This window comes from Streptomyces pseudogriseolus, assembly GCA_002154585.1.
Taxonomy (GTDB): domain Bacteria; phylum Actinomycetota; class Actinomycetes; order Streptomycetales; family Streptomycetaceae; genus Streptomyces; species Streptomyces pseudogriseolus.
The window spans coordinates 21479-34418 of sequence record MUNG01000147.1; the positions used below are offsets into that span (position 1 = coordinate 21479).

Annotated in this window: 9 protein-coding genes; 3 read left to right on the plus strand and 6 right to left on the minus strand. The window is 73.8% G+C overall.

The genetic code is table 11. The features are described from left to right. Nucleotides 1-211 precede the first annotated feature (211 nt). The gene (locus CCN29_RS14960; RefSeq protein ID WP_006134959.1) at nucleotides 212-598 is read right to left on the minus strand and encodes an MGMT family protein; all 387 of its coding nucleotides are present in this window, start codon (nucleotides 596-598) and stop codon (nucleotides 212-214) included. 188 nt (nucleotides 599-786) lie between these two features. Here CCN29_RS14960 and CCN29_RS14965 point away from each other — a divergent pair, with 188 nt between their 5' ends. From CCN29_RS14965 to CCN29_RS14975, 3 genes are all read left to right on the plus strand, one after another. After that, on the plus strand, nucleotides 787-3522 hold the full coding sequence (locus CCN29_RS14965) for a lysylphosphatidylglycerol synthase transmembrane domain-containing protein (RefSeq protein WP_086682420.1): 2736 nt from the start codon (nucleotides 787-789) through the stop codon (nucleotides 3520-3522). 86 nt (nucleotides 3523-3608) lie between these two features. Further along, nucleotides 3609-5159 carry an alpha/beta hydrolase gene (locus CCN29_RS14970; protein WP_031023335.1) on the plus strand — a complete coding sequence of 517 codons (1551 nt, stop codon included), beginning with the start codon at nucleotides 3609-3611 and terminating at the stop codon, nucleotides 5157-5159. A gap of 165 nt (nucleotides 5160-5324) precedes the next feature. Beyond that, nucleotides 5325-6836, plus strand: coding sequence for an alpha/beta hydrolase (locus CCN29_RS14975; RefSeq protein ID WP_086682428.1), 1512 nt, complete (start codon nucleotides 5325-5327; stop codon nucleotides 6834-6836). 101 nt (nucleotides 6837-6937) lie between these two features. On the opposite strand, the gene moeZ is transcribed toward CCN29_RS14975, so the two are convergent. The 5 genes from moeZ to CCN29_RS15000 all read right to left on the minus strand — a co-directional run bounded on the left by moeZ (nucleotide 6938) and on the right by CCN29_RS15000 (nucleotide 12899). Beyond that, nucleotides 6938-8116 carry an adenylyltransferase/sulfurtransferase MoeZ gene (moeZ, locus tag CCN29_RS14980; RefSeq protein ID WP_006134955.1) on the minus strand — a complete coding sequence of 393 codons (1179 nt, stop codon included), beginning with the start codon at nucleotides 8114-8116 and terminating at the stop codon, nucleotides 6938-6940. A gap of 63 nt (nucleotides 8117-8179) precedes the next feature. After that, a complete protein-coding gene (locus tag CCN29_RS14985; protein ID WP_006134954.1) occupies nucleotides 8180-8941 on the minus strand; it encodes a spherulation-specific family 4 protein in 762 nt (253 codons plus the stop codon). Continuing rightward, complete coding sequence (locus CCN29_RS14990; protein WP_006134953.1) at nucleotides 8929-9933, minus strand: NAD-dependent epimerase/dehydratase; 1005 nt, start codon at nucleotides 9931-9933, stop codon at nucleotides 8929-8931. The genes CCN29_RS14985 and CCN29_RS14990 overlap by 13 nt, the downstream gene beginning before the upstream one ends. Before the next feature lie 114 nt (nucleotides 9934-10047). Continuing rightward, nucleotides 10048-11196 (minus strand): hypothetical protein, encoded by a 1149-nt coding sequence (locus tag CCN29_RS14995; protein WP_006134952.1) that lies wholly within the window; start codon nucleotides 11194-11196, stop codon nucleotides 10048-10050. Further along, the gene (locus tag CCN29_RS15000; protein WP_052034404.1) at nucleotides 11193-12899 is read right to left on the minus strand and encodes a DUF3492 domain-containing protein; all 1707 of its coding nucleotides are present in this window, start codon (nucleotides 12897-12899) and stop codon (nucleotides 11193-11195) included. The genes CCN29_RS14995 and CCN29_RS15000 overlap by 4 nt, the downstream gene beginning before the upstream one ends. Nucleotides 12900-12940: the final 41 nt, after the last annotated feature.

The window sequence follows — 12940 nt, forward strand, 5'->3', positions numbered from 1 at the left end:
TGTGCGGGGCGGTGGTCGGGGGGTGAGGGGGCCACGCGCAGCCGACGCTACGCCGGGGGCCGGAGCGGAAGCAGGGTTTCCGCTTCTTCCCTCCCGTCACTCCTGGCACCCGCATCCCTCGACTCACGAACGTACGTCATGCCGTGGATGTGCCTCATGTCCCCCTGAAGGATCACACGTCACACGGCGGCGGCGGGGATGGCGGAAGCTGTCAGGTGTGACCCCCGGTGCCAGCGCCGCCGTCCCACCGCGCGCGTCTCATGTCGAGGCGTGGCACATGGCCCTGAGCCGCCCGGCCCGCCTCCCGCAGCGGTGTGCCCTCCGCGCGGTAGTGGCCGAGGGCGCGCAGCTCGTGGCCCGGCAGCAGCACGCCGTCCGCGCGGACCACGCGCCACCAGGGGACGGCCCCGCCGTAGAGCGCCATCACACGCCCCACCTGACGGGGCCCGCCCTCCCCCAGCCACTCGGCCACGTCCCCGTACGTCATGACGCGGCCCGGCGGGATCAGCTCGGCCACCTCCAGGACCCGCTCGGCGTACTCGGGCAGGGCGTCCGGGGGCTCCGGACCGCCGTCGGACGGAAGACTCTCCTGGCTCATTTGGACCATCCTGCCCCACCCCACCGACAACGCGGCGCGTCCGCGGACTCGCGCGGGCGACTCGCCCCGGAGCAGCGCTTCGGGCAGACTGTGCCGCCCCGCTTGTGGACCCTGATGCCCCCTTGTGGCGGTACGGCATGCCACCATCGTGCGGGCGGTGACCGGTGATACGAGATCGAGAAGAGACGATGAAGCAGCAGGGTGCGCACCCCGAGGACACGGAGGGCACCCCTGACGCCTCGTCGCGCCCGGACACCGCTCACGAGCCGGGCACCGGGGAAGAGCCGGACGGCGCGGCAGGGCCCGGCGGCGCGCACCGGGACGTCGCTCACATCGACGAGGTGGAGGGCGACGAACCGCTGCTCCCCGCGCGCGTGCACCGCCCGTCCGACCTCATGCGGCTGGTGGGCGGCGTGCTGGCGGTCGTGGTGCTGCTGGCGATCGCCGCGTTCGCGCACGGCACGACCTCGGGGCTCGAACAGGACATCAACAAGGGCACCGGGCAGGCGCCCGACCTGCTCATCAAGATCGCGGGCCTGGCGTCCAGCATCGCCATCCTGCTGGTTCCGGTCGCCTTCGCGATCGAGCGTCTGATCAAACGGGACGGGCTGCGGATCGCCGACGGTGTGCTCGCCGCCGTGCTCGCGCACGGGGTGACCCTCGCCACCGACCTGTGGGTCGCGCGGGCCGCCCCCGACTCGATCCAGGACGCCCTCACCCAGCCCTCCCCGGGCGACATCCACGCCCTCACCGACCCGGTGCACGGCTACCTCGCCCCTGTCATCGCGTACATGACCGCCGTCGGCATGTCCCGCAGACCACGGTGGCGGGCGGTGCTGTGGGTGGTGCTGCTGCTCGACGCCTTCTCGATGCTGGTCACCGGGTACACCACCCCGTTCTCGATCATCCTCACCGTGCTGATCGGCTGGACCGTCGCCTACGGCACGCTGTACGCGGTCGGCTCGCCCAACGTCCGGCCCACCGGCCGCACGCTGATGGCAGGGCTCCGGACGGTCGGCTTCCGCCCGGTGACCGCGTCGCGCGAGGAGGCCGCCGACACCGCCGAGGGCGGCGACCGGGGGCGGCGCTACTTCGTCACCCTGGAGGACGGCGCGCCGCTGGACGTCACCGTAGTCGACCGCGAGCAGCAGGCGCAGGGGTTCTTCTACCGCGCGTGGCGCAACCTGGCGCTGCGCGGCTTCGCCACCCGCAGGAGCCTCCAGTCGCTGCGCCAGGCGCTGGAGCAGGAGGCGCTGCTGGCCTACGCCGCGATCGCGGCCGGCGCCAACGCGCCCAAGCTGATCGCCACGTCGGAGCTGGGCCCCGACGCGGTGATGCTCGTCTACGAGCACACCGGCGGGCGCTCGCTGGACTCGCTGGCCGACGACGAGATCACCGACGAGCTGCTGCGGGACACCTGGCGCCAGGTGAAGGCGCTCCAGTCCCGCCGTATCGCGCACCGCAGGCTGGTGGGCGACGCCATCCTGGTGGATCGTTCCGGCACGGTGATCCTCACCGACCTGCGCGGAGGCGAGATCGCGGCCGGCGACCTGCTGCTGCGCATGGACGTCTCCCAGCTGCTGGTGACGCTGGGACTGCGGGTGGGCGCCGAACGCGCGGTGACCTCCGCGCTGAACGTCCTCGGCCCCGACGCCGTGGCGGACTGCCTGCCGATGCTCCAGCCGATCGCGCTGAGCCGCTCCACGCGCGCTACGCTGCGCCGGCTCGCCCGCGAGCGGGCCGAGCGGGAACGCGAGGCGGTCCTGGAGGCCTCCCGCCAGTCCCGCCCGGCGCGCGCGCACGACGCCGACGACTCCGGCCCCGTCACGCTCGACAAGGCCGGCAAGAAGGCCGTGCGGGCGGAACAGCGGGCCGAGAAGCGGGCCATCGACGAGGCGCTCGACGAGGCCCGCGAGGAGGATCTGCTCAGCCAGATCCGGCAGGAGGTGCTGCGGATCAGGCCGCAGGCCCCGGTCGAGCCGGCCCGGCTGGAGCGGGTGCGTCCGCGCACCCTGATCAGCCTGATCGCCGGCGCGATCGGCGCGTACTTCCTGCTGACGCAGCTCACCCACATCGAGTTCGGCCCGCTGATCTCCAACGCGGAGTGGGGCTGGGTGGCCGCGGCGGTGCTGTTCTCGGCGCTGAGCTACGTCGCGGCGGCGATGGCGCTGCTCGGGTTCGTGCCGGAGCGGGTGCCGTTCCCGCGCACCGTGGCGGCCCAGGTCGCGGGGTCCTTCGTGAAGATCGTCGCCCCGGCCGCGGTCGGCGGCGTCGCGCTGAACACCCGCTTCCTCCAGCGCGCGGGGGTGCGCCCGGGGCTCGCGGTGGCGAGCGTCGGCGCGTCGCAGCTGTTCGGGCTCGGCTGCCACATCCTGATGCTGCTGGCGTTCGGCTATCTGACAGGTACCGAGAAGACGCCCTCGCTGTCGCCGTCCCGCACGGTCATCGGCGGTCTGCTGACGGTCGCGGTGCTGGTGCTCGTGGTGACCTCGGTGCCGTTCCTGCGGAAGTTCGTCGTGACGCGCGTGCGGTCGCTGTTCGCGGGCGTCGTGCCGCGCATGCTCGACGTGCTCCAGCGCCCTCAGAAGCTGATCACCGGCATCGGCGGCATGCTGCTGCTGACCGCCTGCTTCGTGATGTGCCTGGACGCCTCGATCCGGGCGTTCGGCGACGAGTCGACCTCGGTCAGCCTCGCCAGCGTCGCCGTCGTCTTCCTCGCGGGCAACGCCCTCGGGTCCGCCGCGCCGACGCCGGGCGGTGTGGGCGCCGTGGAGGCCACGCTGACCGTCGGTCTGATCGCGGTCGGCCTGCCCAAGGAGGTCGCCGCGCCCGCCGTGCTGCTCTTCCGGCTGCTGACGCTGTGGCTTCCGGTGCTGCCGGGCTGGCTCGCCTTCAACCACCTCACGCGCAAAGCGGCGCTGTGACCGGCTGAGACGCCGGCCGACCGCGGGTTTCCCTCGGACGGCCCGCGCCTCGCGCGCCCCGCGGCGGGCGACCGCAGGATGGGGACATGCCCCGTCCCCTCCGGCTGCGCGCCGCCGCCCTGTCCTCCTGTGCCCTCCTGCTGCCCGCGCTGCTGGCGGGTTGTGCCGAGGAGGACGGCCCGGGCCAGGACCTGACGCGGCAGCAGCTGGACTGGACGGCCTGCCCCGCACCCGACGAGGCCCAGGGCGGCGGTGCGCCGCCCTCGCCGTTGCCGGGCGCCCGGGGCCAATGGGAGTGCGCCACGCTGAAGGCGCCGCTCGACTGGGACGACCCGGACGGCGACACCATCGGCCTGGCCCTGATCCGCGTCCGGTCGAGCGGCCCGGGGAGCGAGCGGATCGGCTCGCTCATCTTCAACTTCGGCGGTCCCGGCGGCTCCGGCGTCACCACGCTGCCCGCGTTCGGCCAGGAGTACGCCACCCTGCGCACCCGGTACGACCTGGTCAGCTTCGACCCGCGCGGGGTGGGCCGCAGCGCGCCCGTGACGTGCGAGGACGACCAGCAGCTCGACGAGCACTTCCAGCAGGACGGCACCCCCGACGACAGCGCCGAGCGCACGGAGCTGGTGGAGGGCACCGAGGAGTTCAACGCGGCCTGCAAGGACAATTCCGGGCGGATCCTGCCGCACGTGCGCACCACCGACGCGGCCCGCGACCTGGACCTGATGCGCCAGGTCCTCGGCGACGACAAGCTCTCCTACTTCGGCATCTCCTACGGCACCGAACTCGGCGGCGTCTACGCCCACCTCTTCCCCGACCGGGTGGGCCGCGCGGTGTTCGACGCGGTCGTCGACCCGGCGCAGAACTACGAGCAGGCCTCGCTCGGACAGGCGCGGGGCTTCCAGCGCGCCCTCGACAACTACGCCGAGGACTGCGTCTCCCAGGCCGAGGAGTGCCCGGTCGGCGACAGCGCGCAGGACGTGAAGGACCGGATCACCCGGCTGCTGCGGGACCTGGACCGCCGGCCCATCCCCGGGATCCTCCCCCGCCAGCTCACCGAGACGATGGCGACCAGCGGCATCGCGCAGGCCCTGTACTCGAAGGACTTCTGGCAGTTCCTCACCGACGGCCTCGAGCAGGCGTACGACGGTGACGGCACGATCCTGATGGTGCTGGCCGACTCGATGAACGGGCGCGGCGAGAACGGCGAGTACAGCAACCTCGTGCCCGCCAACGTAGCCATCAACTGCGCCGACGCCAAGCCCCGCTACACCCCGGCGGACGTGGAGCGCCTGCTGCCCGAGTTCAGGAAGGCGTCCCCGGTCTTCGGTGACTTCATGGCCTGGGGCCTGATCACCTGCACCGACTGGGCGGTACAGGGCGCCGCCGACCATCCGGACGTCGCCGCTCCGGCCGCGGCCCCGATCCTGGTGATCGGCAACACCGGCGACCCGGCCACCCCCTACGAGGGGGCGCGCAGCATGGCGAAGGCGCTCGGTGAGGGGGTCGGGGTGGAGCTCACGTACGACGGGCAGGGGCACGGCGCCTACAACAGCGAGGACCGCTGCGTGCGGAACGCGGTCCACGGCTATCTGCTGGACGGTGAGGTGCCGGAGGCCGGAACGGTCTGCCCCTGACCGGCCCGGCCGTGCGACGGCGGCGGGGTACGGCGGGACCGCCGGACGAAAGCCCAGCTCAGAGGGTTTTCCACAGGCCTCCCCGGCCGGCGTCGGACCTGCCTACGATGTCGGGACAGCCGTTCGCCGCACGACGTGGACGGCCCGCGAGGGGGGATGTGGCAGATGACCCGGTTCACACGGTGGGCGGCCCTGACGGCCGCTGCCGCGCTTCTGACGGCCGGCTGCGGCGGCGGGAGCGGCGGACCGTCCAAGGACGACTCCGCCGGTAAGGACGACAAGAGGGGCGGTGACAGCGCGCTCGACTGGGGGCGCTGCGAGGCGACCGCGGACGGGCCGGCGCCCGGCGACGAGTGGCAGTGCGCCACGCTCGAGGTGCCGCTGGACTGGTCGAAGCCGGACGGCGAGACGATCGGCCTGGCCCTCATCCGCGCCGAGGCGACGGGCGACGACCGCATCGGCTCCCTGCTGTTCAACTTCGGCGGGCCGGGCGGCTCGGGCGTCTCCACCCTGCCCGCCTACGCCGAGACGGCCGCCGACCTGCGCGAGCGGTACGACCTGGTGAGCTGGGACCCGCGCGGGACCGGCGGGAGCGGCGGCGTGCGCTGCCGGGACGACAAGGCCATCGAGGCCGCCGAGTCCTCCGTGGACGGGACCCCGGACACCCCGGCGGAGGAGCGGGTCTACCTCGCGGACGCGGCCGACTTCGGCAAGGGGTGCCAGAAGGCCGCCGGGAAGCTGATGGCGCATGTCTCGACCACCGACACCGCCCGTGACATGGACCGCATCCGGCAGGCCCTCGGCGACGAGAAGATGCACTACCTCGGCATCTCCTACGGCACCGAGCTCGGCGGGGTCTACGCCCACCTCTTCCCGGACAAGGTGGGCCGGATGACGCTGGACGCGGTGGTCGACCCGACCGCCGACGCGATCGGCCACGCCAAGAACCAGACCCGCGGCTTCCAGACCGCCCTCGACAACTACCTGCGCTCCACCGGGCAGGACTCGGAAGAGGGCTCGCGGGAGATCGCGGACCTGCTGGACCGGATCGACGCCGAGCCGCTGCCGACGTCCTCCTCCGGCCGGGAGCTGACGCAGTCCCTGGCGATCATCGGCATCGTGCTGCCCCTCTACAGCGAGGCCAGCTGGCCGGCGCTGACCAGCGCGCTGGACGCGGCCCAGGACGGGGACGGCACGGAACTGCTGGCGCTCGCCGACGGGTACAACGAGCGGGACGCCTCGGGCGGCTACGGCACCACGACCCACGCCCAGCGGGTCATATCGTGCCTGGACGACAAGCAGCGGCCGACGGTCGAGGAGACGAAGAAGCTGCTGCCCGAGTTCGAGGAGCTCTCCTCCGTCTTCGGTCCGTTCCTGGGCTGGGACACGGCGGGCTGGTGCCACGACTGGCCGGTGCCGGGCCAGTTCGAGACGCCGGAGGTGAGCGCGCCGGGCGCGGCGCCGATCCTGGTCGTGGGCAACACGGGCGACCCGGCCACCCCGTACGAGGGGGCACGGCGGATGGCGGACGAGCTGGGCAAGGGCGTCGGGGTGATGCTCACCTGGAAGGGGGAGGGCCACGGCGCCTACGGCAGCGGCAGCGACTGCGTGGACTCGACGGTGAACGCCTACCTGCTGGACGGCACGGTGCCCCAGGACGGCAAGGTGTGCTCGTAACGGCGTCGGGGGCTCCGGGCGCCTGGGACGGCGCCCGGAGCCCCCGACGGGGACCCGGTGACGGCCGGCGCGGTCCTCAGGACCGGTCCGGCCGGTGCGGTCTAGTAGACCGGCTTCTCCGGCTCGATCTGGTTGACCCAGCCGATGACGCCGCCGCCGAGGTGGACGGCGTCGGCGAAGCCCGCGGACTTCAGCACCGCGAGGACTTCCGCACTGCGGACACCCGTCTTGCAGTTCAAGACGATCTTCTTGTCCTGCGGCAGGCCCTCGAGGGCGTTGCCCATGAGGAACTCGTTCTTGGGGATCAGCCGGGCGCCCGGGATGGAGACGATCTCGAACTCGTTCGGCTCGCGGACGTCGATGAGCTCGATGTTCTCGCCGTCGTCAATCCACTCCTTGAGCTGCTTGGGAGTGATCGTGGAGTCGGCGGCCGCCGCCTGGGCCTCCTCGGACACGACGCCGCAGAAGGCCTCGTAGTCGATGAGCTCGGTGACGGTCGGGTTCTCGCCGCAGACCGCGCAGTCGGGGTCCTTGCGGACCTTGACCTGGCGGTACTGCATCTCCAGGGCGTCGTAGATCATCAGGCGGCCGACCAGCGGCTCACCGATGCCGGCCAGCAGCTTGATCGCCTCGTTGACCTGGATGGAGCCGACGGACGCGCACAGCACGCCCAGGACGCCGCCCTCGGCGCAGGAGGGGACCATGCCGGGGGGCGGGGGCTCCGGGTAGAGGCAGCGGTAGCAGGGGCCGTGCTCCGACCAGAACACCGAGGCCTGGCCGTCGAAGCGGTAGATGGAACCCCAGACGTACGGCTTGCCCAGCAGCACGCAGGCGTCGTTGACCAGGTAGCGGGTCGCGAAGTTGTCCGTGCCGTCGACGATCAGGTCGTACTGGCTGAAGATGTCCATCACGTTGTCGGCCTCGAGCCGCTCTTCGTGCAGGACGACGTTCACGTAAGGGTTGATGCCCTTGACCGAGTCGCGCGCGGACTCGGCCTTGGGACGGCCGATGTCGGCCTGGCTGTGGATGATCTGGCGCTGCAGGTTCGACTCGTCGACCTCGTCGAACTCCACGATGCCGAGCGTGCCCACGCCCGCGGCGGCCAGGTACATCAGCGCCGGCGAGCCCAGGCCGCCGGCGCCCACACACAGCACCTTGGCGTTCTTCAGCCGCTTCTGCCCGTCCATGCCCACGTCGGGGATGATCAGGTGGCGGGAGTACCTGCGGACCTCGTCTACGGTGAGCTCGGGGGCCGGCTCGACCAGGGGTGGCAGCGACACAAGGACTCCGTTGGTCGGTCGATCACTACGGTTGTTCTCGCCTCAACACTGCCATGCCCTTTTTCATTCCGAGACACCTGTTCCGACCCGCGAGACGATGTCGTCCCAGTAGCCGGGCAGCGGCCCCCACGGATCCGCCGGTCCCGCGCGTCCGGGGACGCGGTCGGAGTGGTCGGTGAAGTAGATGGTCCCGGCGCCTTGCCAGCGGGCGATCCGCAGCGCCTCCTCCAGATGCGGCCGGGGCACGCCGTGCACGAAGTGGCAGAAGAGCTCGGGCGGATGGTCGGCGGTCCACTCGGCCGCCTGGGACCAGCGGTAGTCGCTCCAGGGGCCGGAGTAGGTGACGAGCTGGTCGGCGTGCTCGGCGTAGCCGGGGTACGGAGGGGTGCCGTGGCCGAGGACGACGTGGACGTCCTCGTGGATCACCCGGAGGGTGGCGACGGTGCGCCGCACCTCGGGCAGGTCCTCGCGTCCCGCGGGGCAGCGGTCCAGGAGGAAGCCGTCGACCCGGTACCAGTCGAGGAAGCGGTGGGCGTCCGAGACGATCTCCCCGAAGCCGCGCAGTCCGTAGGCGGTGTCGATGTGCCCGAGGACGCGTACGCCCGCGTTGCGCAGCCGGCCCGCCGCTTCCAGGCAGTGCGGGTCGGGCTGGACGCCGGGGCCGTCGGCCACGTCGAGCACGACCCAGTGCAGGGGCGTGCCGGGGCGGTTGAGCCGGTTCCACTCGTCGAGGGCGAGAAGCGGGTGGGCGACGCCGGGGACGCCGAGGCCGGTGCCGAGGCCGGTGGCCGTGGGGCCCTGTCTGGTGCGCGTCAGATACGGCATGCCGCCTCCATCCAGATGTCCGCCAGCGACTCCTCCAGGTTGATGCGGGGGCGCCAGCCGAGGCGGTCGCGGGCGGTGCGCACGTCGGCCTGCTGCCAGGCGCCGCACCCGTCGGGGTACGGGAACGCGGCGGGCGAGGCGGCCGCGGCGGGGTGGTGGTCCGTTTCGGCGCGCGGGTGTCCGATGGTCGCCCGCAGGTGGGTCGCGTGGGCGGCGTGGACGGGGCCGGGGTGCGGCAGGCCGTCGAGCTCGTTGAGGGCGCCGCCGTACCCGGCCACGCGGGCGAGGATTCCGGCGGCGTCGCGGAGGCGGACGGCGCGGCCGGAGCCGATGTTGATGACGCCCTGCGCGGCGGAGAGCGAGGCGGCGTGCACGGCGCGGGCCACGTCGCGGACGTCGACGAAGTCGCGCTGGGCGCCGAGCCCGCCGAGCTTCAGTTCGCCGTCGCCGGACTGCATGGCGCGGCGCATGGCCTCGGCGAGCCGGCCGAGCGGGGAGCCGGCGGGGGTGCCGGGGCCGACGGGCGAGAAGACGCGCAGCACCACGGCGTCCAGGCCGGAGCCGAGGACGAGTTCGGTGGCGGCGAGCTTGCTGACGCCGTACGGGCCGCCGGGGCGGGGGACGGCGTCCTCGGCCGTGGAGGAGCCCGGCTGGCTGGGGCCGTACTCGGAGCCGCAGCCGATCTGGACGAGGCGTGCCCCGCAGCCGCTGCGGCGCAGGGCCTCGCAGACGGTGGCGACGGCGACCGTGTTGTGCCGGGTGAGCTCGCGGGCCCCGCCCCGGGTGGCGCCCGCGCAGTTGATGACGACGCCCGGGTGGACGGCGTCGAGGAAGCGGGTGAGGGCGCCGGGGCTGCCGGTGGCGAGGTCGAAGCGGACGTCGGCGTCGTCACCGCGACCGAGGGCGGTGAGCTGGACGGCGGGGTCGGCGAGCAGGCGGTCGGCCACGAAGCGGCCGATGTAGCCGTTGGCTCCGATCAGCAGGACCCTCATCGGTCGGCTCCTTCGCGGCGGTCGGTGGCGGGACGGCAGGTCATGCGAGGTTCTCCTTCAGGGGGGTCGGGTGCTCCGCGACCGCCGTCCGGGTCGCACGGCGGTCGCGGCCGGTCACCGCGGCTGCTCCGGCCGCAGGTGCGCCGAGGCGCGGGTAAGGGTGCGGGAGGCGTGGACCAGCAGGGTCAGGGCGCCCGCTCCGCAGGTCAGGACGGGTACGGCGGCGGGGCCCCAGGCGGTGGCGAGTGCCTCCACCGGGGCGCCCAGGGCGGTGCAGCCGGGCAGCCGGGCCGCGAAGACGGTGGCGGGCGCGAGCAGCTGGCCGACCGCGGTGAGCACGAGGATCACGCGCGGGGCGTGGGTGAAGCCGTGCACGGTGAGCAGGCGGGCGACGAAGAGCAGTGCGCCCAGGGCGAGGACCGCCGGGGAGACGGGCTCCGTGTCCAGCACCGGCGCGCACAGGGCGACCAGGGCGGCCAGTGCCCCGAGGAACAGGGCGACGGCACCCAGCAGCACGGGCCGGACCGAGGCGGCGAAGTCCTCCAGGCCGCGGCTGGTGGCGAGCTTGCGGCCCGCGCGGGTGAGGTAGAGACCGGCCGTCCAGGTGGCGGGCGCGACGGCGAGGGTGAGGGCCAGGAGTGGCGCGAGGGTCAGCGGCCAGTCGCCGTCCGCGGTGCCGTCGGGCAGTCCGTCGGGGCCTCCGGTGATCGCGGTGCGCAGCAGGCCGTCGCCGAGCACGGCGTAGGCGAGGAGCAAGCAGGTCCAGGAGCCGGTGGCCTGCCGGGGGGCGGGCCCGTCCGGGACGGCGAGCGGTCCGCGGCGCAGCACGGCGCGCAGGGCGAGCGCGACGGAGAGCACGCCGGCGGCCGCCGCGTACAGCCGCATCTGGCCGTGGGTGCGGGTCAGGGCGGCCAGCGAGGCGGCACACAGCGTGCCGGGCAGCAGCGGGAGCAGGAGCGCGGTCACGGACCGTCGGCGGTCTCCCCCGCCGGCCGGGGCGTCCGGTGCGGCGGCGGGGCCGTCGGTGGCGGCGTCGGCGTCGCGCGGGACGCGCGCGTAGAGCTCCTCGGCGAGGGAGAAGACGTCGCGGTGGCGGAAGCGGGCGGCGGTCCGGTCGGTGATGCCGTGGGCCTCCAGGCCGGCCGCGATCTCCAGCGGGTCCACCGCGCGTTCGCACAGTGCGCGGTGGCGGTGCATCAGCACCTTGACGGGGTCGGCCGCGCCGGGCGCGGCGCCGCGGTCGAGTTCGCTCAGGTCGGTCATCGGACGGTCTCCGTGACGGGCTCCATGAGGGGCTCCGGGGTCTCCGCGGCCCAGGCGGGGACGGCGCGGGGGGTGGGTTCGGTCCAGTGGCCGGGGACGTGTGCCTCGGCGGGCGCGGCGAAGGGCAGCGGGTCCCCGGCCCCGCCGAGGACGGGCCGGCGTACCGGGGTGCGCGCGACGGTCTCCAGGTAGAGGCCGTGGAACGCGGTGACGTTCTGTTCGACGCTGAACAGTTCCAGCGCCCGGGCGCGTGCGGCCGCTCCGAGGCGTGCACGGCGCTCGGGGTCGCGCAGCAGCGAGACGCACGCCTCGGCGAGCGCCCGCGGATTGCGCGGCGGTACGACGAGACCGGTGCCGCCGATCACCTCGACGACCGCGCCGACGTCCGTGGAGACCGTCGCACGGCCGCAGAACATCGCCTCGATCAGCCCGGCCGGGAACCCCTCGACGACGCTGGAGAGGACGGTGACGGTCGCGCCGGCGTGGACGTCGGCGGTGGTCTCCGCGCCGGGGCCGCCGAGCTGTTCGAAGGAGACCGGGTTCTGTCCGACGGCGTGCGGGCCGTCGGCCTCGTCCGGGAAGAGCTGTGCGGCGAGGGCCCGGCAGTGGCCGAGATAGGCCTCGCCCTCCGGGCCGGAAGCTCGGCCGACGATGCGCAGCCGGGTCCCGGGCTCGGCCGCGCGGACCTCGGCGAAGGCGTGCAGCAGGGACACCAGGTCCTTGGCGGGCTCCACCCGGCCGATCCAGACGAGGGTGTGCGGGCCGGGCTGCTCGGGCTCGCCCCGGAACTCGCCCGTGTCCTCCCCTACGCGGGCGAAGGGCGCGGCGTCCATGCCCGGGTGGATGGTGCGCAGCTTGGCCCGGTCGGCGCCGCAGCGCTCCTGCCAGCGGCGGGCGTGGACGTTGCCGGGGACGAGGAAGGAGGCGGCGCGGTAGGTCTCGGCGGTCAGCAGCCCGTGGAAGGCGGCGAGCAGGGACCGTACGGGGGGCGAGGCGTCGGGGCGCGTGAGGTAGTGCGTGCGCAGACGCACGCCGTACTCGGTGACCAGGAGCGGGACGCCGAAGAAGTGGTGGGCGAGCAGGCCCGGGAGCGCGGTGACGCCGCCGGACGCGGCGTGGCAGAGGTCCACGGCGCCGAGGCCGTCCTCCTCGTACCAGTCGAGCGAGAGGGGGCGCAGGGCGCGCTCCAGGTGGTCGGCGACGGTCAGCAGGTCGGCGACGCGGGCGTCGCGCGCGGTGCGGCGGGCTCCGGGCGCACGACAGGCGCGTTCCAGGGCGCGCACGGCCCGCTCGGAGCGCAGCGCGGCGACCAGTCCGCCCTCGTCGCGGGCGAGCTCGGCCAGCCCGTGGAGCGCGGTGGCGAAACGGTCCGCCTCGGCGGTACGGGGCCCCGCGGCGGTACCGGGCTCCGCCGCGGCGCAGAGGGCGGCGGCCAGGTCGCCGTAGTGCTCGGTGAAGCGCCGGCGTGCGCGGCGGCCGTGGACCACGCCGTCCTCCTCGGCGGTCCACAGCGGCGCCGTGCGCACCCGCGCGACCTGGGGCGGCAGCTCCACCCAGCCGGCGTCCTCCTGAGCCTGGCCGGTGCTGAACGCGTAGACGTCGAACTCGTGTATGTCGAGTCCGCGCACCAGGCGGTCGCACCACACCCCGCCTTCACCGCCCACATACGGATAGCCACCCTCCGTAAGCAGTCCGATGCGCACGTGTGCACCCCCGTTCTCCCGTCGGAAGCCGCCGTTGGTCC

Coding starts and splice junctions, on each gene's coding strand:
- CCN29_RS14970 (WP_031023335.1), top strand. CDS start 3,609: ATGCCCCGTCCCCTCCGGCTGCGCGCCGCCGCCCTGTCCTCCTGTGCC.
- CCN29_RS14990 (WP_006134953.1), bottom strand. CDS start 9,933: ATGAGGGTCCTGCTGATCGGAGCCAACGGCTACATCGGCCGCTTCGTG.
- CCN29_RS14975 (WP_086682428.1), top strand. CDS start 5,325: ATGACCCGGTTCACACGGTGGGCGGCCCTGACGGCCGCTGCCGCGCTT.
- CCN29_RS14995 (WP_006134952.1), bottom strand. CDS start 11,196: ATGACCGACCTGAGCGAACTCGACCGCGGCGCCGCGCCCGGCGCGGCC.
- CCN29_RS14960 (WP_006134959.1), bottom strand. CDS start 598: ATGAGCCAGGAGAGTCTTCCGTCCGACGGCGGTCCGGAGCCCCCGGAC.
- CCN29_RS14985 (WP_006134954.1), bottom strand. CDS start 8,941: ATGCCGTATCTGACGCGCACCAGACAGGGCCCCACGGCCACCGGCCTC.
- CCN29_RS14965 (WP_086682420.1), top strand. CDS start 787: ATGAAGCAGCAGGGTGCGCACCCCGAGGACACGGAGGGCACCCCTGAC.